24 protein-coding genes are annotated in these 21,971 nt (G+C 43.9%); 9 read left to right on the top strand and 15 right to left on the bottom strand.

The features are described 5' to 3' along the window. Positions 1 to 24 precede the first annotated feature (24 nt). The 3 genes from PQ511_RS09055 to PQ511_RS09045 form a co-directional block, all read right to left on the bottom strand. A complete protein-coding gene (locus tag PQ511_RS09055) occupies positions 25 to 999 on the bottom strand; it encodes a TAXI family TRAP transporter solute-binding subunit (protein ID WP_224591016.1) in 975 nt (324 codons plus the stop codon). A gap of 234 nt (positions 1,000 to 1,233) precedes the next feature. Beyond that, on the bottom strand, positions 1,234 to 1,596 hold the full coding sequence (locus PQ511_RS09050; protein WP_273851581.1) for an SLAP domain-containing protein: 363 nt from the start codon (positions 1,594 to 1,596) through the stop codon (positions 1,234 to 1,236). Continuing rightward, positions 1,580 to 2,641 (bottom strand): FUSC family protein, encoded by a 1,062-nt coding sequence (locus PQ511_RS09045; RefSeq protein WP_273851580.1) that lies wholly within the window; start codon positions 2,639 to 2,641, stop codon positions 1,580 to 1,582. Before PQ511_RS09045 ends, PQ511_RS09050 begins: the two co-directional genes overlap by 17 nt. A 106-nt stretch (positions 2,642 to 2,747) precedes the next feature. On the opposite strand from PQ511_RS09045, the gene PQ511_RS09040 reads away from it, so the two are divergent. Further along, positions 2,748 to 3,371 (top strand): DUF429 domain-containing protein, encoded by a 624-nt coding sequence (locus PQ511_RS09040; protein ID WP_273851579.1) that lies wholly within the window; start codon positions 2,748 to 2,750, stop codon positions 3,369 to 3,371. 29 nt (positions 3,372 to 3,400) lie between these two features. Here the strand turns inward: PQ511_RS09040 and PQ511_RS09035 are convergent, their stop codons facing one another. The 3 genes from PQ511_RS09035 to PQ511_RS09025 all read right to left on the bottom strand — a co-directional run bounded on the left by PQ511_RS09035 (position 3,401) and on the right by PQ511_RS09025 (position 5,235). Continuing rightward, complete coding sequence (locus tag PQ511_RS09035) at positions 3,401 to 3,595, bottom strand: hypothetical protein (RefSeq protein WP_273851578.1); 195 nt, start codon at positions 3,593 to 3,595, stop codon at positions 3,401 to 3,403. Between the two features lie 56 nt (positions 3,596 to 3,651). After that, positions 3,652 to 4,125: a glutathione peroxidase gene (locus PQ511_RS09030; protein ID WP_273851576.1), complete on the bottom strand. Its 474-nt coding sequence runs from the start codon at positions 4,123 to 4,125 to the stop codon at positions 3,652 to 3,654. A 63-nt stretch (positions 4,126 to 4,188) separates the two neighbouring features. Next, positions 4,189 to 5,235, bottom strand: a complete 1,047-nt coding sequence (locus PQ511_RS09025; RefSeq protein ID WP_273851575.1) for a class I SAM-dependent methyltransferase — start codon at positions 5,233 to 5,235, stop codon at positions 4,189 to 4,191. Between the two features lie 149 nt (positions 5,236 to 5,384). Here PQ511_RS09025 and PQ511_RS09020 point away from each other — a divergent pair, with 149 nt between their 5' ends. The 3 genes from PQ511_RS09020 (at position 5,385) to PQ511_RS09010 (ending at position 9,656) form a co-directional block, all read left to right on the top strand. Next, complete coding sequence (locus tag PQ511_RS09020) at positions 5,385 to 7,130, top strand: B12-binding domain-containing radical SAM protein (protein ID WP_273851574.1); 1,746 nt, start codon at positions 5,385 to 5,387, stop codon at positions 7,128 to 7,130. Positions 7,131 to 7,271: 141 nt separating this feature from the next. Next, positions 7,272 to 8,723, top strand: coding sequence for an amidase (locus PQ511_RS09015; protein WP_273851573.1), 1,452 nt, complete (start codon positions 7,272 to 7,274; stop codon positions 8,721 to 8,723). 24 nt (positions 8,724 to 8,747) lie between these two features. Continuing rightward, positions 8,748 to 9,656 carry a DMT family transporter gene (locus PQ511_RS09010; RefSeq protein WP_273851572.1) on the top strand — a complete coding sequence of 303 codons (909 nt, stop codon included), beginning with the start codon at positions 8,748 to 8,750 and terminating at the stop codon, positions 9,654 to 9,656. Between the two features lie 51 nt (positions 9,657 to 9,707). Here the strand turns inward: PQ511_RS09010 and fhuF are convergent, their stop codons facing one another. The 4 genes from fhuF to PQ511_RS08990 are packed head-to-tail and all read right to left on the bottom strand — an operon-like array spanning position 9,708 to position 13,313. After that, on the bottom strand, positions 9,708 to 10,451 hold the full coding sequence (gene fhuF, locus PQ511_RS09005; RefSeq protein ID WP_273851571.1) for a siderophore-iron reductase FhuF: 744 nt from the start codon (positions 10,449 to 10,451) through the stop codon (positions 9,708 to 9,710). Further along, a complete protein-coding gene (locus tag PQ511_RS09000) occupies positions 10,429 to 11,244 on the bottom strand; it encodes an ABC transporter ATP-binding protein (protein WP_273851570.1) in 816 nt (271 codons plus the stop codon). The genes fhuF and PQ511_RS09000 overlap by 23 nt, the downstream gene beginning before the upstream one ends. A 12-nt stretch (positions 11,245 to 11,256) precedes the next feature. After that, positions 11,257 to 12,306, bottom strand: coding sequence for a FecCD family ABC transporter permease (locus tag PQ511_RS08995; RefSeq protein WP_273851569.1), 1,050 nt, complete (start codon positions 12,304 to 12,306; stop codon positions 11,257 to 11,259). After that, the gene (locus PQ511_RS08990; protein ID WP_273851568.1) at positions 12,303 to 13,313 is read right to left on the bottom strand and encodes a FecCD family ABC transporter permease; all 1,011 of its coding nucleotides are present in this window, start codon (positions 13,311 to 13,313) and stop codon (positions 12,303 to 12,305) included. Before PQ511_RS08990 ends, PQ511_RS08995 begins: the two co-directional genes overlap by 4 nt. A gap of 166 nt (positions 13,314 to 13,479) precedes the next feature. Here PQ511_RS08990 and PQ511_RS08985 point away from each other — a divergent pair, with 166 nt between their 5' ends. Further along, positions 13,480 to 14,436, top strand: a complete 957-nt coding sequence (locus PQ511_RS08985; protein WP_273851567.1) for an ABC transporter substrate-binding protein — start codon at positions 13,480 to 13,482, stop codon at positions 14,434 to 14,436. A 160-nt stretch (positions 14,437 to 14,596) separates the two neighbouring features. Further along, on the top strand, positions 14,597 to 15,514 hold the full coding sequence (locus tag PQ511_RS08980; protein WP_273851566.1) for a zinc dependent phospholipase C family protein: 918 nt from the start codon (positions 14,597 to 14,599) through the stop codon (positions 15,512 to 15,514). Positions 15,515 to 15,678: 164 nt separating this feature from the next. Here the strand turns inward: PQ511_RS08980 and PQ511_RS08975 are convergent, their stop codons facing one another. Next, entirely contained in the window at positions 15,679 to 16,965 is a 1,287-nt protein-coding gene (locus PQ511_RS08975; protein ID WP_273851565.1) for an MFS transporter, read from the bottom strand. Positions 16,966 to 17,127: 162 nt separating this feature from the next. Between PQ511_RS08975 and PQ511_RS08970 the strand changes: the two genes are divergently transcribed. Beyond that, complete coding sequence (locus PQ511_RS08970) at positions 17,128 to 17,436, top strand: protein YxiS (RefSeq protein ID WP_273851564.1); 309 nt, start codon at positions 17,128 to 17,130, stop codon at positions 17,434 to 17,436. Positions 17,437 to 17,522: 86 nt separating this feature from the next. On the opposite strand, the gene PQ511_RS08965 is transcribed toward PQ511_RS08970, so the two are convergent. Further along, entirely contained in the window at positions 17,523 to 18,401 is an 879-nt protein-coding gene (locus PQ511_RS08965; RefSeq protein WP_273851563.1) for an NAD(P)-dependent oxidoreductase, read from the bottom strand. A gap of 77 nt (positions 18,402 to 18,478) precedes the next feature. On the opposite strand from PQ511_RS08965, the gene PQ511_RS08960 reads away from it, so the two are divergent. Beyond that, on the top strand, positions 18,479 to 19,435 hold the full coding sequence (locus PQ511_RS08960) for a YndJ family protein (protein ID WP_273851562.1): 957 nt from the start codon (positions 18,479 to 18,481) through the stop codon (positions 19,433 to 19,435). Positions 19,436 to 19,451: 16 nt separating this feature from the next. Here the strand turns inward: PQ511_RS08960 and wrbA are convergent, their stop codons facing one another. The 3 genes from wrbA to PQ511_RS08945 form a co-directional block, all read right to left on the bottom strand. Continuing rightward, entirely contained in the window at positions 19,452 to 20,081 is a 630-nt protein-coding gene (gene wrbA, locus PQ511_RS08955) for an NAD(P)H:quinone oxidoreductase (RefSeq protein WP_273851561.1), read from the bottom strand. A gap of 130 nt (positions 20,082 to 20,211) precedes the next feature. Beyond that, complete coding sequence (locus PQ511_RS08950) at positions 20,212 to 20,652, bottom strand: MarR family winged helix-turn-helix transcriptional regulator (RefSeq protein ID WP_273851560.1); 441 nt, start codon at positions 20,650 to 20,652, stop codon at positions 20,212 to 20,214. A 90-nt stretch (positions 20,653 to 20,742) separates the two neighbouring features. Beyond that, positions 20,743 to 21,189, bottom strand: coding sequence for a MarR family winged helix-turn-helix transcriptional regulator (locus PQ511_RS08945; protein ID WP_273851559.1), 447 nt, complete (start codon positions 21,187 to 21,189; stop codon positions 20,743 to 20,745). Between the two features lie 193 nt (positions 21,190 to 21,382). Here PQ511_RS08945 and PQ511_RS08940 point away from each other — a divergent pair, with 193 nt between their 5' ends. Next, on the top strand, positions 21,383 to 21,805 hold the full coding sequence (locus PQ511_RS08940; RefSeq protein WP_273851558.1) for an organic hydroperoxide resistance protein: 423 nt from the start codon (positions 21,383 to 21,385) through the stop codon (positions 21,803 to 21,805). The last annotated feature ends 166 nt before the right edge of the window (positions 21,806 to 21,971 follow it).

Genomic DNA, 21,971 nt, shown 5'->3' with positions numbered 1-21,971 from the left:
CATCCTTTTTTTGTAGATTCCTACTTACTCGACACCTTTTTCATCAAAGTATTTCTTTGCACCAGGGTGAAGATCAATACCTACACCATCAAGTGCAGAGTCTGCCGTAATGAACTCTCCTTTGGCATGGGTAATTTTATCAGAGTTATCAAAGATCGCTTTCGTTACTTGATACACATAATCTTCATCGAGATCAGAACGAGCCACAAGCATCGCTAGAACCGCCACGGTTTTAACGTCACTTTCAATTTTATACGTTCCACTTTTCACCGTATCTTCTGCATAGTAAGGATGCTCTTCAATGAGCTTATCAATTTTATCCTGTTCGATTGGAAGGATGCGAACTTGCTTTTGAGCAGAAAGTCCTTCTACCGCTCCTGTTGGCGTACCAGATGTAATGAAGGCCGCATCAATTGTGCCGTCCTGGATGCCTTCCGTAGATTCATCGAAGGCCAGGTGCTGTGCGTCAATATCATCCATCGTAATGTCATGAGCTGCGAGCACTTGCTCCGCATTCGCATATGTCCCACTCCCGGGAGCTCCAACCGATACTTTCTTTCCTTTTAATTCATCAACCGAAGCAATCCCGCTTTCCTCAAGCGTTACGATTTGAATCGTTTCAGGATATAGCGTTCCAATTGCCTGGATATTGTCCACTTTTCCATCTTCAAACATGAGCTCCCCATTTGTCGCATAAGCCGCTATGTCTGTTTGCGTAAACGCAATGTCCGCGTCTCCATCCTGGAGAATCTGCATGTTTTCTACGGAAGCACCAGAGGATTGTGCATTTGCACTTTCAATATCCGTTTCGTCTTGAATAATATTGGCTAGTTCCCCGCCAAGAGGAAAGTACGTTCCTCCTGTACCACCCGTTAATAAACTAAGTTCTGAAGGTGAGCCGTTCGCTTCTCCCCCTGATTCCGATCCTCCTCCACACGCACCGAGGATCATAGCCATCGATAACACGATGACGAATAAGCTAATTTTTTTCTTTCCCACGACTTTCGCCCCCTTCAATTATTAGAAAATTTCAAATTTACTATACCATATTGTTCCTGCAATTGGTACAGGCTGTTCAATTAGCTGTCAAAATACCCGAACTGTACTAATACAAAAAAAACCACGTTTTTACTTCATTCGCTTTTTTTCGACTAAGGCTCTTGGCCAAAATGCTGTCGAAAGAAAGCGAAATGTCGTAAAAACATGGATTTCAATTTGTGCATTTTTATCAAATTAGTTCGAGACTTCCCAGTTTTTTAGCGTTGCCTGTCGAATCATCGAGTCAGGCGTAAAAATAAATGTCCATGGTACAGCCGTGTTGGCTGGAACGGTGAGCTTGTGCGTAAAACGTTTCTCGGCTACGAGTACACGGTCTTCATAATAAGACAGCAAACGGTTTTCTAGGATCCAGTCATCCGTCCCATTAACGATGCACACTGAAGCAAGCAAATCATTTCGATGGTTGAAAGCAATTCGAACTGGAATAAACTGGATCTTACCTTCTTGAATCGGATTTTTTGCGTAGATCTCCTCATACATTTGACGATCACGTTCCGCAATCGTTCGATCCCATTTTTCCTCAAAGATCAGCGTCACGCTTATTCCCCCTGCTTTTGTACCTTTTTTCTTTCTGTTCTAAGATATAGAGATCATCAATCACATCATTTAAAGAAAGCAATTCAAAAATAACAATCATTTTCCCGGTAAAATGATGGCGCGGATCTGTCGTTTCATCTCTTATGTCGTCCAAGTCATGAAAGAGCTGATCAAGCTTTTCAATACTCTCTAGATGAGCTTTCGAGTTCTGTGTGGAAGGGTTATGAAACGCTTTTGAAATCGAACGCCCTGCTTCAATAATAATGCGATGGTCTTCTTGATCAATGGTGTTTTTCGTCTCGGTGAACAACATATTTCCAAGGTGATAAAGGATCTTTTGAAGGTATTCGAGCTTTTTAAGTACAACTGAGAAGCTACGTACTTCATTGATGCTGTGTCTGCGGTATTTCCATTCCTCACGCTGGTAAGCAATTAATTTATACGTTCGTTCCAGATCGCGACTGAGTCGCTGGTAAACGAGCGTTTGTTTTTTCGCATGAGGAAGATCAATGATAATCTGATCTAATAAATCACCAGCATTGCGGTACAGTCTCTTAACGCCTTGATTAATCATTGTATGAAATTTCGGTGGCATCACAAAGTAGTTCACAGCAGTTGAAACGACAATTCCGATTAACGTCGTACTAAGTCGTCCAACAAAAGAGGTCATGTAATCACCAGTTGTATCTGGAATCATCGCCACTGCCGTAAGGGTTGCGACGAGCATCCCGTCATCAAGACCAAGCTTATGACAGGCGATTAGCGTGAAGGTTGCGGCTAATGCATACGTGAAGGGCGATTGATGTAGAAAAGCTTCAAACAGCATCGCAAATCCGGCACCGATTGCCGCAGCAGGAAAGCGCACTAGTCCTTTTTTAATGGAATCAGATGCGGTCGGTTCAACCGTTACAATTGCCGTAATCACCGCAAAAAGGACAGGTAATCCAAGCGCATCACAAATCCAGGCGGTCAGAAACGCCGCCAGTCCTGTTTTTAAAATACGTCCACCAACAAATTTAAATACTTTATGCCTTATGTCTATCATTCGTATCAGTCCGTTTCTATTCCTTCATTATAACGTACACAGGGGGTTTACATGAACCCATTTTCCACTTATTGTTTACTTAATTCGGATAGAAGGAGCGGCAGTGATGAAACAGTATGCGGGTATTGACTTATCTGGTCCATCAAATACGAAGGATACTTCTTTAGCGATTTTTGAGGGGAGCGATACGCACCTTACGTTTGTTCAGCTATTGGAAGGCGTTACAGATGAAGAAATCTATGAACGTTTCCAAGATAAAAAGGAGACTTTCATCGGCATGGATGCGCCCCTATCATATCAGCCGGGTGGCGGGGATCGTCCTTCAGACCGTTCTCTTCGACGGCGTATTGTAAAAGCAGGAATGCGAAGTAGCTCAATTATGACACCCACGATGACGCGGATGGTGTATTTAACGTTAAGAGGTATTTCACTCTCGAGAGGTCTTGGTCACGCACATATCGTCGAGGTTCACCCTGGAGCAGCAATTGGTTTGCGTGCGCCACATTTGGAAGCTGTTCTCGGCTATAAAACAAATATGGAATTACGCGAGGAGCTCAAAACCTTTCTCGAGAGTGAGGGTGTGATCGGCATTCCAAACAAAGCACTTAAGTCTTCACACTCTTTTGATGCTTGTCTTGCTGCGTATGCCGCCTGGAAATGGCAGCAAGGAAAATCGAAGTTTCTCTATCAAGCGGAACCTCCGTTTCACCCCTTTGATTTGAGCTGTTAACACATAACCATACAAAAAAACCCTGCGTATTAGTTACGTAGGGTCTCATCAAAGACTTTTGGAACGACGTCGCGAACGACAATATAACATATCCCTATAAAAAATGCTGTAATTGCCATCGCAAATGAAGGAAACACATCCCATTCACGGTCCATGCTCCACCCACTGAGCATCGCTCCTGAAAACGTGCCAATCATATAGCAAAACGGAATCCACCATTTCATTTTGAATCATCACCTCAGAAATGATATACCCCGTTTCGACAATACCTGAACCTTTTTTAGAGCATTTCTTCAATATCTGTCTTTACATCAGCCGGTTCAGTTGTAGGTTCATAGCGTTTCACAACTTCCCCTTTTTGATTTACAAGAAATTTCGTAAAGTTCCATGGAATTTCGGCATGTTCAACGCCTGGCGCTTCCTTAGTTAAATACTTGTAAAGAGGATGAGCATTTTCACCATTTACATCAATTTTAGCGAACATTGGAAAACTGACACCATAATTGATCGAACAAAATTCCTCAATATCTTCCTTGGATCCAGGCTCCTGCTCACCAAACTGATTACAAGGAAAACCAAGAATTTCAAACGGCTTGTCTTCAAGTGACGTATATAATTCCTGAAGCCCTTCGTATTGCGGTGTTAATCCACATTTACTTGCCGTATTGACGATCAGAAGTACCTTTCCGCTATATTCTGAAAGCGGGATTTCTTTCCCTTGAAGCGTTTCTGCAGTGAATGAATGTACACTCATGTTATCCCTCCTAGTCATTGTCTCCCTTCACTTTTATCATAGTTCTGAATCAAGTGCTAGCATTTAGCGCGCTCGTGCAATGATGCCATTATGCACCTTGATATAGCCGTGTCTGACAATATCCATCCCGTTCTCATAGGCATAAAGCCCCATCTGACGGATATCCATCAGCTCTCGATACGTGTGGTTCATCATATCGGCCATGACGTGATAATAAAGACGTGACTTCATCTGGTTACGAGGCGTGGTCATAATCACATACCCATGATCCTTCACAAACTTTCGATGCCAGTCGAGTATCGCTGGCTTGTGCTCATCTGGAACATGCTCAAGCAAACCCACGCTCAAGACAATATCAAATTCTTTATGAAAATCGAGATCCCGGATATCTTTTACGAGATAGCTAATATTCATTTGATCTTTGTACCAAACTTTTGGTCCACCAGTTTGTGGATTTGTCCCAAGAAAAGGATACGTATTTGGAAAATGCCCAAAGCGATCCGTTTTACAGAACGCATCATAATCGACCATAACGACTTCTCCACCAGGATACATCGCATGAAGCTGCATGGCTTCATAACCTTCCGCCGCGCCCAGAAAGAGAATACGAGGATTTTTCACATCCAGCCCTTCAAAGAGAGCCCGCTTCCCTCTTGGATCCCAGATACCATCTTCAATGCGGTGCACATAGTTCCATAGTGACAGACGTACCATCTCCCCCAGTCCATGCTTCACATCACGTATATGAAAGCCTTTAAAACTATCTTTTAGTGAAGACTTCACTCGCTGTTGTTCCGCTGGTACGTCCTGCATAAAGAGCTGATGAAACGAACGGTTAAAGTACTCCCACGACGTTTTGACAGGCATGTCCTGCTGATGCTCCGCTTCCCAGTCCCGTCGTTCTTTCGCAAGCTTCTTTACTTCAAACGGCCTTCCGACTTGTTTCCACGAAAGCGCTGACCAGTCACTCACAACATTCGCATTCACAAAACGATCCATCTGTTCATTTCGAGGGTTTCTTAAATCAACACGATAGCTTGGCATTAGCGCAGTATACTCAAAATCCTGTTCAGTGAAAGGGTGTTCAGGCGTTATTGAAGCAAGTTCCAATTACGTCACTCCCCAGTTTTTGTTTATTTTCTCATGATAACGCTTACATTACAAATGTTTTTCCGAATAATCAGACGTATTTTTTTTAGGGAAATCAACCATTCTGGTGATATAATGAAAAGATTAACAAAAGCAGGAGTTGGAAAAGAATGAAGATTGTTGTTAGTACGTTAAATGCGAAGTTTATTCATACTTGTCTCGCATTACGTTATTTAAAAGCCTCCGCTGCCCCTGACTATGAGATCAAGATGGCAGAATATACGATTAAAGATCCAGTTATGAATATTGTAAGTGACCTACACAGCATGAAAGCTGATGTGATTGGCTTTAGCTGCTACATCTGGAACATTGAAGAAACCATTCCCGTTATCGAAATGTTAAAAAAAGTAAACCCATCCCTCAGAATTGTACTTGGGGGACCAGAAGTGTCATATGATGTGTATGAGTGGCTCGACCGCATTCCACAGGCTGACTACATTGTAATGGGAGAAGGAGAGCATACATTTAAAGAGCTTCTTCATTCCATTGAAACAGGCGAATCTGTAGAGGATGTCAAAGGCATTGCATACCGAAAAGGTGGGGAAAACCACATCAATCCACCAGCACCGAAGCTGAGCTTAAGCGACATTCCATCCCCGTTTCGTTTTGAGGAAGATCGGGCTGATCTTGGTCGCCGTGTGACTTATGTTGAAACGAGTCGAGGCTGTCCTTATTCCTGCCAGTTCTGCCTCTCTTCTATCGAAGTTGGCGTAAGGTATTTTCCAGCAGAGCGAATGAAGGATGAGCTCCGTTACTTGATGGACAATGGTGCAAAAACGATTAAATTCGTCGATCGAACGTTTAACATTCGACGCAATTATGCCATTGATATGTTCCAATTCCTAATTGATGAGCATCGCCCTGGTTGCGTTTTTCAATTTGAAATTACTGCGGACATCATGCGCCCGGAAGTGCTTGAGTTTCTGAATCGCGAAGCACCACCAGGTCTTTTCCGCTTTGAAATTGGGATACAGTCAACGAACGATGCAACAAATGAGCTCGTGATGCGTAAACAAAATTACGAAAAGCTCGCCCGAACGGTGACAATGGTAAAAGACGGTGGAAAAATTGATCAGCATCTCGATTTAATAGCCGGGCTTCCTGAAGAAGATTATGCGTCGTTCCGCAAAACGTTTAACGACGTTTTCTCGTTTCGTCCCGAAGAGCTGCAGCTCGGTTTTCTAAAAATGCTTCGCGGAACCGGGGTAAGGCTAAGTGCGGAAAAGCATGGCTATCTGTACATGGACAATGCTCCTTATGAAATTCTCGGCAATAACGTGCTTTCATTTGATGACGTTATTCGCATTAAACAGGTAGAAGATGTGCTCGAAAAATACTGGAATGATCACCGAATGGATCCAACAATTGAGTATCTCGTAACAGAAGTGTTTCCATCGCCATTTGATTTCTTCCAGGCTTTCGGTAGCTATTGGGAAGGCAAAGGATGGTCACGCATCGGCCATCAGCTTGAAGATCTTTTCAGTCGTCTCGCTGATTTTATTAAAATACATGCGCCTGATCACCATGCACGTGTATCCACACTTATGAAAATCGACTATTTAGCAAAGTCAAAGAAAAAACCACGGACGGTTTGGTGGAGCGATCGCTTAGACAAAGAAAAAGAAGGAACGCTTTTAAAATTGATCAACGAACAGCCTGATTTGCTTGGGGAGGACTATCAATCCTTACAGTTATCAGAACGAGAACTTCATAAACATACTGTCATAGAACTGTTACCAGACGCTGAAAACGGTCAGGCTGCGCAAACCCTTTTACTCGTTTACTATCATCCTAAAACAAATGAGCGTCACCTCTTTCATGGCCAACTTCCTTCAGAAACGTCTGTTGCGATGTAAGAATAGTTGAAGGCATTTCGATGGACGCGAAATGCCTTTTCTAATGAGCGGATTCATTATTTAGAGGATTTTGTGTCTTCAAGACGAATAGGATAATTAACCAATACCGGAGGATAGGCCGGTAACCTATGGAGGGATAGCATGAGATTATTAGAAATGGATGCCCTGTCCCTGTCGAAGAAGATTTCCAACCGAGAAATTTCATCGTACCATGCCGTTCGAACGTACATGAATCATTTGAATGCAATTAATCCTGTCCTGAATTGCCTTGTCGAAGATCGTTTTAACGAAGCGATTGAAGAAGCGAGAAAAGCCGATTATACCCTTACGACTGGAGATGCAAAAGGTCGATTGTTCGGTGTTCCAATTAGTGTGAAAGAGTGTTTTCATGTGACAAACATGAAAACAACCGGAGGACTGAGTTACCGCGCGTCTACACGGGAAAAAGAAGATGCTGAAGTAGTGAGACGCCTTCGTGCAGAAGGGGCCATTATACTCGGCAAAACCAATACACCAGCCCTTTGTTTTTGTCAGGAAACCGATAATAAGCATTATGGTAGAACGAACAATCCTTGGGATGTCACAAGAACCTCCGGGGGATCAAGTGGAGGTGAAGGGGCTTTAATTGCTTCAGGTGGTGCTGCTGTAGGCCTTGGAGCTGATATTGGCGGCTCCATTCGCTTCCCTTCTCATTTTAATGGCATTGTCGGCTTTAAATCTGGTAATCGACAGGTGTCACAAGAGGGAAATTTCCCTTACGTCGATAAGCCGGAGCAAGAACGTATGCTAGGCATTGGCGCGATGAGTAAGACTGTTCAGGATGCGCGGTTAATGAACGAGATTATCGCTCATGAGCCGCCTTCCGCACGAAAGCTGGATGATTTCAAACTCGTCTATCCCGTCCCTCATCATCGCTATCCGATAAACCGAGAAACCTTTCAACTGATCGCAGGGATAAGAGACGCGTTTGATGGAGAGCTTGGTGAAGAACAGGCGAATCCTCCTTTTTTTGAAGAAGCCGCCCTTATGTGGCAACAAATGATGTCGGTTGATGGCGGAGCTGATATGGCAAAACTCATGTCAGACAATGAGAAAGCGAGTCCTCTCGGAGAATATATGAAAGAGAAGCTCTTCCGAAGTTCAGATGTTCATCCTTATCTCTCCTGGGCTCTCATCGGCACACGACTTTTTAAACCGAATCAAAAACAAATCAAGCAACTTCACGCTTCACTAAAACGTGGAGATGAAATGTTAGACGACTACCTGGATGACCGTATTTTAATTCTGCCTGTTTATCATTCTCCAGCCCCGCGGCATGGCGAACTATATCAAGAGCTGTTCTCGATTCGGAAAACGTTCTTAAACTATATGCCATACATTGCCTATGCCAATGTGTGGGGACTTCCTTCTCTGACCATTCCAATTGGAACGAGTAAGGAAGGCCTTCCAATTGGTGTCCAGCTCGTTAGCCGGGTTGGTCATGAAGAAGCACTCTTTCAACTAGGTGAACAGATTGAGCAGCGAATCGGTGGTTATCAGCGCTGTCTTCAACATGATGTTAAAAACGAAAAAGTTGAGGTAGAACTCGTCTAAGCTAACAGGAGGATTGACTACGAATTGTTTACGAATCAACATACGAAGCCCTATCTCGCGATTATGATCGCCATTCTATTTATTTCAACCTCCGCTGTCATTGTTAAGCTCGCTTCAGCACCCGCTGCGGTCATTGCGATGTACCGTCTTGCGTTTGCAATTCTTATTATGGTACCGATTGTTATTCGAAATTATCGCGGTTCCTTTAGGCACATCAAAAAGTCAGATTGGGGATTTGGTAGTCTTGCAGGCATCAGTCTTGCGTTTCACTTTATTCTCTGGTTTGAGTCACTTAATTACACTTCTGTTGCGAGCTCAGTCGTTCTCGTTACACTGCAACCGCTCTTTGCTTTCATTGGCACTTACTTATTCTTTAAAGAAAAGCTCACCCTTCTAGCAATAGCTGGAGGGGTGACAGCCGTTGCAGGATCGATCGTGATTAGCTGGGGGGATTTTCGCATTAGTGGTATGGCTTTATGGGGAGACCTTCTGGCCCTTACTGCCTGTGCCATGGTTACCGGCTATCTTCTCTTTGGACAAAACATTCGCAAGCGATTGGATCTGATCCCCTATACCTTTATCGTTTACGGAATCGCAGCGCTAACGCTTGTGATCTATAACCTTGTTCTTCGCTATCCTTTCTTTTCCTACCCGGGGTCAGACTGGGGATATTTCCTTTTACTCGCCATTTTCCCTACGTTGCTCGGACATTCCCTCCTTAATTGGGCGGTAAAGTGGGTGAGCGTGAATGTGATTTCGATGAGTATTCTGTTTGAACCAATTGGGGCTAGTATTCTCGCATACTTTATCCTTGGCGAGACGTTACATGTGATGCAGTGGATCGGCGGCGGAGTTATCATTACGGGGCTTTATCTCTTTATCCGAAGCTACGCATACAAAAGAAAACCAAAAAACAGCGAGGCGCACCCTTAAGGGTGCGCCTCGCTGTTTCGACATCATTCGATTTAAACCGGGTGGTGCCTGTCACCCGCGAGCTTTTGGACACGTTTTACAGCACGCGCCGCCTTCAGAGACTTGATCATATAAGCAGCACGTGCGACGGAACCGGATTGCCCCTGCTTCTCGCTCCACTTTGTCTGAGTAATACGGCATAAACGGGTTTGCCCCGCAAGTAAAGCTTGTGCAGTTAAACTCTCTGAGTAAGTAATGAAAGTCTTCTTTCGCTCGACTCACTTGCTCCGCATTTCCTTCGGTAGGAATAAGGGTTTCATAGACCCAAAAAAGGTAGATTGCCGCGTTCTCCCATAGTATCGCTGCAGATAGTTTCGTAGCTTTTACCATTGTCTCCACGAAAGGGGCAAGGTTTTCATTAATGAGCTTATTCGCAAGTTCTGCTCTCGTGGCCTCACGATCCTGCTTGTTTTTCATATACGAATTCGGCGTTATTAATTGCATCATGAAGGGGGCTGCCTGCGTATTTAGATCGATCTCAAGTTCGTCAGGTCCTGCAAGAACCGGTTTCTCCCACATCGTAAACGCATATAAGATCGGTGCTAATGTCATAAAACCATATCGCTTCATAAACTGGGACCCTGCGACGATGACCGATGGAAAATGTCCTTCCGAAACTAGTCGTTCAAGTACTCCTTTTAATTGATCCGGATCCAGAAGTTGTTGAACAGTATACTCGCCTTTTCCAGCAAGGGTAAGGCGAAGCTGCTCCAGTTTTTCTTTCTCCTTTTCGTTAAACATCCTTTGTTCCTGCAAGATGTACCCTCCTCCCTTTGCCATGCGGGACACATAGTGGCGTCCCAAATAGCGGATCTTGGATAATATCACACTGAAGGCCAAATACACGCTCTACTAGTTCAACATTGACAATGTCTTCAGGTTTCCCTTGATCGTAAATGCCTTTATCTTTTACAGCAATAACATGATCGGCATAGCGGCAGGCCAGATTTAAATCGTGCAGAACCATTAAAATGGTCCGGTTATCTTCTTTATTTAATTCAAAAAGGAGATCGAGCACCTCCACTTGATGCGCAAGATCCAAATAGGTTGTCGGCTCATCTAGTAATATAATGTCCGTATCCTGAGCAAGGGTAAGCGCAATCCATGCACGTTGGCGCTGACCTCCTGAAAGGGAGTCAACATTTCTCTCAGCATATTCTTCCATGTGCGTTGCCTTAAGCGCTTTTTGCACGGCAATTTCATCGTCCTCTGACCACTGACTAAACCACGATTGATACGGGTAGCGTCCCTGTTTAACAAGCTGCAGCACCGTGAGGCCTTCAGGAGCGACAGGAGATTGAGGTAGAATGGCCATTTTCCGAGCGATTTCTTTCGTTGGCTTATTCGAAATCGCCTCTCCGTCTAATACAATACCACCTGAATGTGGCTTTAATAGACGGGCAAGGCTTCGTAAAAGTGTTGACTTGCCACAGCCGTTGCCACCGATTAGGACACTCATCTCTCCTTTTGGAATAAGTAAGTTCAGCTGATCGATGACCGTTTGTTCTCCATATCCAAGCGTTAGGTCTTTCGTTTGCAGTGCATACATGTCGCCAACTCCTTATTTGTTTCTTGAGCGATACAATAAATAGATAAAATACGGAGCACCAATCGCTGCCGTAAACACACCTGCCGGAACTTCAAGCGGTGAAAAAACCGTACGTCCAATTAAGTCCGCAACCATGACGAGCATGCTGCCGACAAGAGCAGAGACGGGAACAAGTACACCAAAAGAAGAACCTACTAATTTCCTTGCAATATGAGGAGCCATTAATCCAACAAAGCCAACTCCCCCGGCGAATGCGACAGCGCCTCCTGCAAGGGCCGTACTAATTAAAAGCAGCACGATGCGGTCTTTTAAAAGCATAGCCCCTGCTCCTCTTGCAACATCATCCCCAAGCTCTTGTAAATTCACTCTTCTCGAGTAAACCATCAGCACGATCAGTAAGATCACTACCCACGGCAAAAGCGTCAACACGTCCTGTCCATTCGTGCCGTGAACACTTCCTGTAATCCATATGTTTGCTTCAGATGCTCGATAAATTGGGCCTACAATCATTAAGAGTGTCGTTAGCGCCTGCAGCAAAGCCGTTAAGCCAATTCCAATCAGCACTAACCGAATCGGAGAAATCCCATTTTTCCAGGATAAAATAAACACAAGAAACCCTGCCAAAACGGCTCCAGCAAACGACGCAAGCGGCATCCACTGAATGCGGACGGTTAGGGCATTCGCCTTATCACTAAATACCGTTAAAAAGCCAATTGTCGCTAGAGCACCACCCCACGTTATCCCTAAAATATCAGGTGATGCCAGCGGGTTTCGTATCATTCCCTGCAGAATCGCTCCTGAAACAGCGAGGGCTGCACCTGCTAACACCGCCATGGCAATTCGCGGGAAGCGAAACTGCTTCACAACCAGCTCATTCATCTCATCACCGTAGCCGAATAGCGCCTTTACCACTTGATCAGGCGTCATAAAAATCTCACCTAGACCAATGCTAAGAAGCGCGGTTAAAAGAACCGCCCCAATAAGACCAACGATTACCCAAAGCGCACGGCGATCAAGTAAAAAAGAAATAGCTTTCATTCGAAAGGAAGTATATTTCGTCATAGCTGTTTAAACTCCCTTCGAGCAATGTAAATAAAGAACGGCGTTCCAATGACAGCGGTTAATACCCCAACAGGCGCTTCGAGCGGCATGATGACATAGCGGGCCGCAATATCTGCCGATAGGAGCAGGATAGCCCCTAGTATCGCGCTATATGGTATCACCCAGCGATAATCTGGGCCCGTAAAGTAGCGAGCTACATGGGGAACCACTATGCCAATAAAACCAATTGGACCAGCAACCGCCACCGAGCCACCGGCAAGAAAAACAATCAATAGTGCAGCGCCAGCTTTCACAAGAAGTGTACGTTGACCAAGGCCTTTGGCGACGTCTTCTCCTATGACAAGCGTATTAATTTTCCTGCTAATCAGAAGCGCCCCGACTAAACCGACGCCAATATACGGAAGCACTGCGTAGAGCATGGCGAGACTGCGGCCTTCAATCGACCCAGCAAGCCAGAAAAGGACATCTTCTAGCGCCTTCTCATTTAACACAAGCATTCCTTGCGTTAACGAGGAAAACATCGCTGCCATCGCTGCACCGGCAAGTGTGAGCTTCATCGGCGTCAGCCCTTCTCTTCCAAGTGAACCGAGGACGTATACAAGGATTGATGCAAGTGCCGCTCCAAGAAACGCTAACCAGCTAAAAGTGACAAGTGAAGATACCGAAAAAAACGTCACTGCGATCACAATCACAAAGCTCGCCCCTGCATTTACGCCCAAAATCGACGGTGAGGCGAGAGGATTTCGCGTAATCGCCTGCATCAGTGCACCAGCGACAGCGAGACTCGCCCCAACAGCCGCGCCAATTAGCGCGCGCGGAACCCGGTTTTCAATAATAATAATATGAGCATTACTTCCATCATATTGTGTAAACGCCCGCCATGCTGTTGCCCATGTAATACTCGTTAGCCCATACACAACGCTCGCTACCATTAACATCATAACGAGAAGCAGCCCAATCACGATTCCAAACCATTTTCTATTCAATGAATGTAATTTATGCGTCATAAAGGTTAATCCCTTTCCTAATCATCCTTTTTAAGTGTAAAAAAAGAATGAAAACGTGTCAATGATTTTGAGAATCAATCTCATTTAATGGTTGACTCTTGTGTGACAATTCAGTATGATTACATCGTAAATGAAAACGATTATCACTAACAGGGAGGGTTTACATATGATTAAAAAAAGCTGGCTTATCATTTGCCTAGCAGCATTCATGATTCTAGCTGCTTGCGGAACGAGCGGAAATAACGGAAACAGCGGCTCAGATGATAAACAAGAAGAGGAAGGTACTCGTACAGTAACCCATGCCATGGGAGAAACGGAAGTACCAGAAAATCCTGAAAAAGTTGTCATCTTAACAAACGAAGGAACAGAAGCATTACTTGCCATGGATGTAACACCGGTTGGTGCTGTGCAGTCCTGGCTCGGGGATCCTTGGTATGACCATATTTCAGACGACATGAAAGATGTTGAAGTGGTTGGAACGGAAAGTGAAGTGAATCTTGAAGCGGTTGCCGCTCTAAAACCTGACCTCATTATCGGAAATAAGCTTCGTCAGGAAGATATTTATGATCAGCTTAGCGCGATCGCTCCAACGGTTTATTCTGAAACGTTAAAAGGCGACTGGCAGGAAAACTTCGAATTTTATGCGAAGGCACTAAACAAAGAAGATAAAGGCGAAGAAGTAATGAATGCTTATAGTGATCGCATTGATTCCATGAGCGAAGAGCTTGGTGATCAGCTGGACAAGAAGGTTTCCGTTGTACGTTTCCTAGCGGGCCAAACGAGAATTTACTACAAAGATTCTTTCTCAGGAGTTATTCTTGAGCAGCTCGGCTTCGACCGTCCAGAGTCCCAGCAGAAAGATGACTTTGCAGCAGAAGTAACCAAAGAACGCATCCCCGAAATGGATGGCGACGTCCTCTTCTACTTCACGTATGAAGCTGGAGACGGTGAAGCAAATTCCACTGCTGAAGATTGGACGAATGATCCGCTTTGGAACAATTTACAGGTTGTAAAAGACGGAAATGTCCATGAAGTAAGTGACGCCATTTGGAATACATCCGGCGGCGTTTTATCAGCCAATTTAATGCTTGATGATATTAAGAAAGTCTTCTTAAGTGAATAAGATGTTGGAAAAGCTCGGCTAACGCCGGGCTTTTTTGCTTATCTTTACACGAATAAGGGAAATAGAGTAGAAGGAGATTTTCTTTTCATAAGAAAGTGGCAAGAAGACAGGTTCTGATCAGGTATACTAATAGAAAGACACATAAGGAGGGGATCAATCGATGCCAAATGTCTGGACACATATTTTATTCGGTGAAGAAGCTGCGATGGAAGCCGGCATATGGAACACGATCAAAGGTGACCTGCCTTTTTTTCGACTTGGTGCACAGGGACCTGACCCTTTCTTTTATCATCATTTCTGGCCGTGGAAAAAGAATAAGCCGGTTCAAGAAGTAGGATCTGTACTCCATCAAGATCATTGCGGCCCATTCCTCATGGAAATGATTGAATATGGAAAACAAGACGATCCGATGCTTCGCGCCTATATCCTTGGGTTCGTCACGCACCATATCCTTGATCGAAACACCCATCCCTATATTCACTACCGTTCCGGACTTGAGGGCAATCGTCATCAGCAATTAGAAATCATCATCGATACCATTTTAATGAAAGAATATAAAGATGTGGAAACGTGGAAAACCCCCGTCTATGCCGAAATTCAAATTGGAAAATCGCTTTATCCCCCCATTGAACTCATGCTCTATGAATTGATTCAGTCGTTCTATCCAGAGACGGCTGAACGCATGCCCGAGGACTTTATCAATCAATCTTATCGTGATATGGTGCTTGCGCTCAAAATTTTATTCGATCCGCACGGATGGAAGAATCAGCTTTTAAAAAAACAAGTCTCTTCCTTTTCCTATCGCAAACAAATCGGCGATGAAGATTATTTAAATAGAGAAGGCACAACATGGATTCACCCCGCTATTAAAGACGAGGAATCAACTGCGACTTTTGAGGAGCTGCTTGAACAAGCGGAAGAAGAAGCAACCACGATCCTGCCTCTGATTCATGACTACTGGCATAACGAAGAAAATTGTATTACTGAACTAAAAACACAAATTGGCAACCGCTCCTATGACACAGGAAAAGATTGCACACTTCCTCTTGAACTAAAGCATTTCGATCCAATTGTGTAAGGGTTTTCATCATATAAATAGGCTCATAGCAGATGGATATACTGCTCTGAGCCTCATTTTAGGCCTGGGTACTAACTATTACGTTCGAAAATCGTGGAATTCCGCGATTTTCTTGATAATTCCGCGAATTTATCATGATTTCCTCGATTCCATCAATACCTTCCCTACACATCCACACCTTCATTCGCCATCACCACTTTCGCCTGCTCTTTCCCTTGATCAATGTTTACTTTGCTAAGTAAATAGATGCCCGCTAAGAAAAAGACGACGAGCGAAACGATACCGAGACGGCTTGATCCGGTTACTTGACCCACAAAGGCGAAGAGAAACGGCCCAAAAATTGCTGAAAACTTGGCTGAAATGCCGTAGAAACCGTAAAACTCTGCGTGTCTGTGATCGGGCACCATGCTTCCAAAGATCGATCGACTTAAGGCTTGAGCGCCACCCTGAACAAAACCAACGAGAATGGCCAGTAGATAGAAATGGGTAGCCGTTGTCATAAAATAACCGAGAAGGACGATTCCAACATAAATCCATAGTGCAAGCATCAGCGCTCGCTTTGGTCGGATTTTTTTCGCTAGGTAACCAAACAAAAATGCAAACGGAATCCCGACAAATTGCGTAATGAGGAGTGCGGCGATTAGATCATTCGCATCAATTCCGATATCTCTCCCATAAATTGTTGCCATTTTAATGATGGTAGAAATGCCATCGTTAAATAACCAGAAGGCGATAAGGAACAGAAGAAGCTGCTTGTATTGGTTTAGCTCCTTGAAGGTTGTGCGAAGCCTCTTAAACCCGATCGCTGCGTATGACCCGCTTAATTTTGGCTGGGGATGCGACACTTCTTTCACGTTTTTGAACATTGGAATTGAGAAAACAAACCACCATACGCCGACGCTTGCGAATGATAATTGTGTCGCAACAAGCGTGTTCGGAAGGAAAAACCAGGTAGGATTCAGAATCATCATCAGATTCACCAGAAGAAGTAGTCCGCCACCAATATAACCAAACGCATAGCCCCGTGCTGAAATGCGATCGATTTCTTCTCCTTTTGCAATTTCCGGCAAGAAGGCATCGTAAAAGACGTTGCTACCCGAGAAACCGATGGTTCCGAAGATTAATAGAATCGAAGCAAAAAGATAGCCACCCTCTCCAACAAACGCCATTAACAGACTTGCCATCATGCCCATATAAGCAAAAAAGCGCAGAAATGTTTTTTTCGAATTGGAGTAATCGGCTATTGCGCCAAGAACTGGGGCTAGAATGGCGACGATCAAAACAGCAATGGATTGGGAATAGCCCCAATAAGAAGTAGCAAGACTTCGATCAATATTTTTAGCAGCAACATCATAGTAAAAAACAGGTAGAACAGCCGCCATCATCGTTGTTGCGAATGCAGAGTTTGCAAAGTCATACATCATCCAGCTACGAATCTCTTTTTTCCTCATCTTTTTGCCCCCATGAAGTTCGTTTTCTTTCAGCATAGCAGGTCTTAACGCATCATTCCGCTGACTGGAAGATTCTTCATTAACCTTTTACAACGTGCACACTTGCCACACATTCTTGCTGCGAGTACACTAGCGGTAGAGTGATGAAACGGAGGTCGTCCTATGGACCAAAATGACATTCAAAATAAAGTAATCGAAAACTATCAGCGTGATGAAAACATGATGATTCTTGTATTTGCCCAGTGGTGCGTGAACAATGACCTGAATCCTGAGACGCTATACGAGAAAGCTTATCCAGATCAAATCCATAACCCTGCACTGAAACAAAGCATCGAACTCGTTGTACCGAAAGAGGAATCAGAGCATATTCCAGATCAAACGGTCATCGGCGTTCTTTCCCTATTTGGAAATGATGATCTTGCTTTTGTCGTATCAGAAGAAGTTGAAAAACGTTCAAAAAAAGAGAAATGATCGTTTTATAGAGTTTATTCGATAGAAGATGGAAACTTCCCTTTTATCATTAGCGAAGACCCGGGGCTAGCGCCCCGGGTCTTCGTTTAGTTTGCGTCGCGAAATAACTTCACAAGCGCCTGCGTACCGCTATCTTCTTCTCCGCGCTCAGCAAGATCTTCATATAACTGCTTCGAAAGCTCAAGTCCTGGCGTTAGCATCCCCATTTGTTTGGCGGACTCAAGAGCAATCGTCATATCCTTAATAAAATGTTTCACATAAAATCCTGGCTCAAAGCGATTCGAAATCATTCTTGGCGCTAAATTGCTTAGCGACCAGCTTCCAGCAGCACCAAATTCAATGCTCTCTAGGACCGTAGTCGGGTTCAATCCAGCTTTTTCGGCATAAACGATCGCTTCTGAAACACCAATCATGTTGCTTGCAATGGCAATTTGGTTACACATTTTCGTATGCTGACCCGCTCCAGCCGGTCCTTGAAGCACGATATTTTGTCCCATCACTTCAAAGATAGGCTGAACTTTTTCAAAGACTTCTAATTCGCCACCGACCATAATCGATAGCTTGCCTTCTTTGGCACCCACGTCTCCTCCCGATACAGGGGCATCTAGCGCATATAGCTGCTTTGATAAAGCATACTGATAGATTTCTTCCGCTAGCGCTGGGCTTGAGGTTGTCATATCAATTAAAATCGAATGGGCTCGTGCGTGTTCGAGCAGTCCATTCTCGCCTATGTAAACCTCTTCCACATCTTTCGGATAGCCGACCATGGTGAGAATGACGTCAGCGTTTGCTGCCACATCCTTCACTTCGTCGTACCATTCTGCCCCTTCTTGAATAAGTGCTTCAGCTTTCCTTTTCGTTCGTGTCGAAATAAGCGTACGATACCCGGCGTTAATCAAGTTTCGCACCATGCTTTCTCCCATAACACCGATTCCAATAAATCCTAGTACTGGCTTCTTCTCCATATCAATCGCCTCTCTTCCCAGAATTTCCTTTTCTATCCCTTCTCTTCATCGTACACTAAAAGAGAGGTGAAATCCTAATGAAAACAAGTAGTTTTGCTGGTCTATTTCTTTGGATCGCGTTCGTTGTGACAAAATTAATCACAACGCCGATCGATACCCTTCAGTATGTCATGATTTTATTAATGTTCGCTTACCTGGTACTCGTACCGTTGACACTAAATCTTGTAACGCAAAATAAGAATGCTTTCTTCCGATATGCTACTCGTTTACAGCTTATGTCAGCGGTGCTAGCGGGCATTTCCTTCTTTCTCGAACAAGGAACCATCGCGGTATTGTTAGCTGTTCCATGGTTTCTCACGACCATTTTAATTGCTCTATACGGTCTAACCCGCCTCTTACAAACGTGGAAAAAAAGCACGGTTTTCGATGTCTTAATTCAACTTGGATTAATGTATATTAGCATCGGTGGCCTCTGGCTCGTTTTGCATCGATCGGGAATGCAAATTTTACATTTTAGCGACGTCATTGTGCTCCTTACATCCATTCATTTTCATTATGCTGCATTTATTACACCAATCACGATGGCGTTTATCGGAAAACGTCTGCTTGCAAAAGTGCCAGCGTTGAAGTCCTGGTTTAAACTGATCGCCATTCTTGTCTTATTTGGACCTCCATTTATCGCAACTGGCATTACACTATCGGATTCATTACCCGTCCTTGAGTTTATTTCAGTCGTTGAATTTGTGACGCCGCTCATTGTCTTTTCTATTCTTTGTCTTGTTTACTTCGTCCCAACTCTTGAGTATTCGGTACAAATGCTGTTATCGATTTCTTTTGCCTCTCTCCTATTTTCAATGAGCTCTGCGATGATCTATGGTTTTGCTCACATTAACGAAACCGTCATCCTCGGCATTCCTTTAATGGTCTTTTTTCATGGGTTTATTAATACATTTGGCTTCTCACTCTTTGGGTTACTTGGCGTAACAGCAATGCAGGAGACGAAACAAGTAAAAAAAACCAGCCTCTCCATGTGAGAAGCTGGTTTTACGCCTATTTTATATTTTTTAAGGCGCCTGCAACCTTTGCTACGCGCGCACCAAGTCGGGAAGCCATCGTTAATTCAGCTTCAACTGGCGTTCGGGAGCCATCGGCTCCGGCAAGAGTTGAAGCTGCATAAGGAGAGCCTCCAATTCCATCTGTTGTGAGCTGCTCTGGATTTTCACCGTAGGGCAGTCCAACATAGATCAAACCAAAGTGCATGAGCGGCACAAACGTTGTAAGTGCGGTCGTCTCTTGTCCCCCATGAATCGAAGCGGTACTTGTCACCACCGCCGTCGCTTTTCCTTCTAATTCACCATTCATCCAAAGTGATCCCGCCGAATCAAGGTATTGTTTCATTTGAGCAGGCATGGAACCATAGCGAGTTGGAACACCCCAAACAATCCCATCAGCCCAGCGTAAGTCATCAAGCGTTGCTTCAGGAATATTGTCCTGTGCTTCTTGCGCTTTGACGTAAGGTGGCTGCTCTGACATTGCCTGTTTTACGACATCAAATTCAGGTATCTTCACAATTTTCACTTCTACATCTCCAGCACTTTTTGCACCTTCAGCTACAGACTGCACCATTTCATAAATATGACCATACGCGCTATAATACGGAATTAAAATCTTTGTACTCATTTTTTCCACTCCTTTTTTAGTAAGGGATGCCATTTACTTCGAATTCATTTATCTCTATTTCGAGATATACCCTTTTCTTCGTTTTTCAAACATTACAAAGGGTAAAATTGGATAAAAAAAAGAGAAGCTTTTACAGCTCCTCCGCATAATGACCTAGCTTTTTCAATAAAGTAATGGCCGTTTCTTTCTCCTGTTCCTCTAATCCAGCAAAAATCGATTGCACTTGGATTTCGTGTTCAGGGAAGATGCGATCCATTAATTCTTTTCCTTCATCGGTAATCACAGCATGTGTGATACGGCGGTCATTTGGACATGGATTACGTTTTAAATAGCCTTTCCCTTCAAGCTTATCGACCACATACGTAATGCTTCCACTTGCGAGTAGAATTTTCTCACCAATTTGCTGAAGCGGTTGATTGCCTTTGTGGTAAAGCAATTCAAGCACAGCAAATTCCGTTGGATTTAGTCCGTATCGTTGAATATCTGTTTTAATATGATCTGTCACGGAGCGACTGGCCCTTGCAAGAACAATAAATAGCTTTAACGAAAGCTCCCGATCTTTTTCATTCATCACGTTCACCCTTAACTTCTAATATCTTGAATTCGAGATAATTATACTTGTACCCATTTCCCTCTGTCAACTCTTTCTAATAAGAGGTAACTATTTTTCGTTTACAGAATGGATATGATCAAGTAGTTGTTGAAATCCTGTTAGTGCTTTCTTGAATTCTTCCTTTGATAAACCACTATTGGCCGCCATCGCATCGGGAATAATCGATGCTTTCTCTCTTAACTCTTCCCCTTCTGATGTTAAATGAACCATCACCCTCCGCTCATCTTCTTTTGAACGTTCTCTTTTCACCAGACCCGCTTCTTCCATCCGCTTTAAAAGCGGCGTTAATGTACCGGAATCTAAATAAAGCTCGGCCCCGAGCGCTTTTACTGTGGTTTCGTGGTGTTCCCAAAGTACGAGTAAGACAAGATATTGTGGATACGTAAGACCTAACTGATCTAAATAAGGACGATACATCTTCGTAATTTCTCTTGAGCAGGCATATACCGAAAAACAGAGCTGATTCTCTAGTTTTAATTGTTCATTATGGTCCATGGTAACCCCTTCTTTACAATAAGTTGTGCACAATCAACTTATCCCGATTTTGGCATATTGTCAATATGAGTGCTTCCTAAAGATTGACAAAAAGAGCGCGATCGTCTTTGTTGACAGATAAAAAGTGATGAGTTATATTTGATCTTGTAAAATTAAATTGTGCACAACCTAATATTCGAAGGAGGAATTAATTATGAATTCGTTATACACAGCAAAAGCATCCGCTCACGGCGGCAGACAAGGTAAAGTAGAATCTTCAGACGGCGTGATCAACATGGATCTTCGTATGCCAAAAGAACTTGGTGGTCAGGGTGGAGAAGCAACAAACCCTGAACAACTGTTTGCAGCAGGTTATGCTGCTTGTTTCGATAGTGCCTTAAATATGGTTGCACGCATGAAACGTATTAAAATCAAAGATACGGTCGTAGAAGCCCACATTTCGATCGGAAAAGAAGAAGATGGCGCATTTGGCCTTAGCGCAAAACTACATGTGACGATCCCTGGCGTTGACCAAGCCACTGCTGAGGAACTTGTTGAAGCTGCGCACCAAACGTGCCCTTACTCAAGAGCAACGCGCGGTAATATGGAAGTGGAGCTAGAAGCCATCGCGAAGTAAGCTTCAAGCACTGGAAAGAGCTGCCGATTGTCGGCAGCTCTCAGCTTGTAGAGGAACCCCCGGTTCCTCTACAAGCTTTTTTTAATGATTTTGATTTTGATGTTAGTTCAAATGGTCAAAATGGTCTTCCGATGTAAATAAGATGAAAAAAACTCTCCTTCACCTA

It is taken from the genome of Guptibacillus spartinae (assembly GCF_028610625.1).
Lineage (GTDB): Bacteria > Bacillota > Bacilli > Bacillales > Guptibacillaceae > Guptibacillus > Guptibacillus spartinae.
Note: the sequence above shows the minus strand (reverse complement) of the source record. Positions and strands in the feature narration are given on the sequence as shown.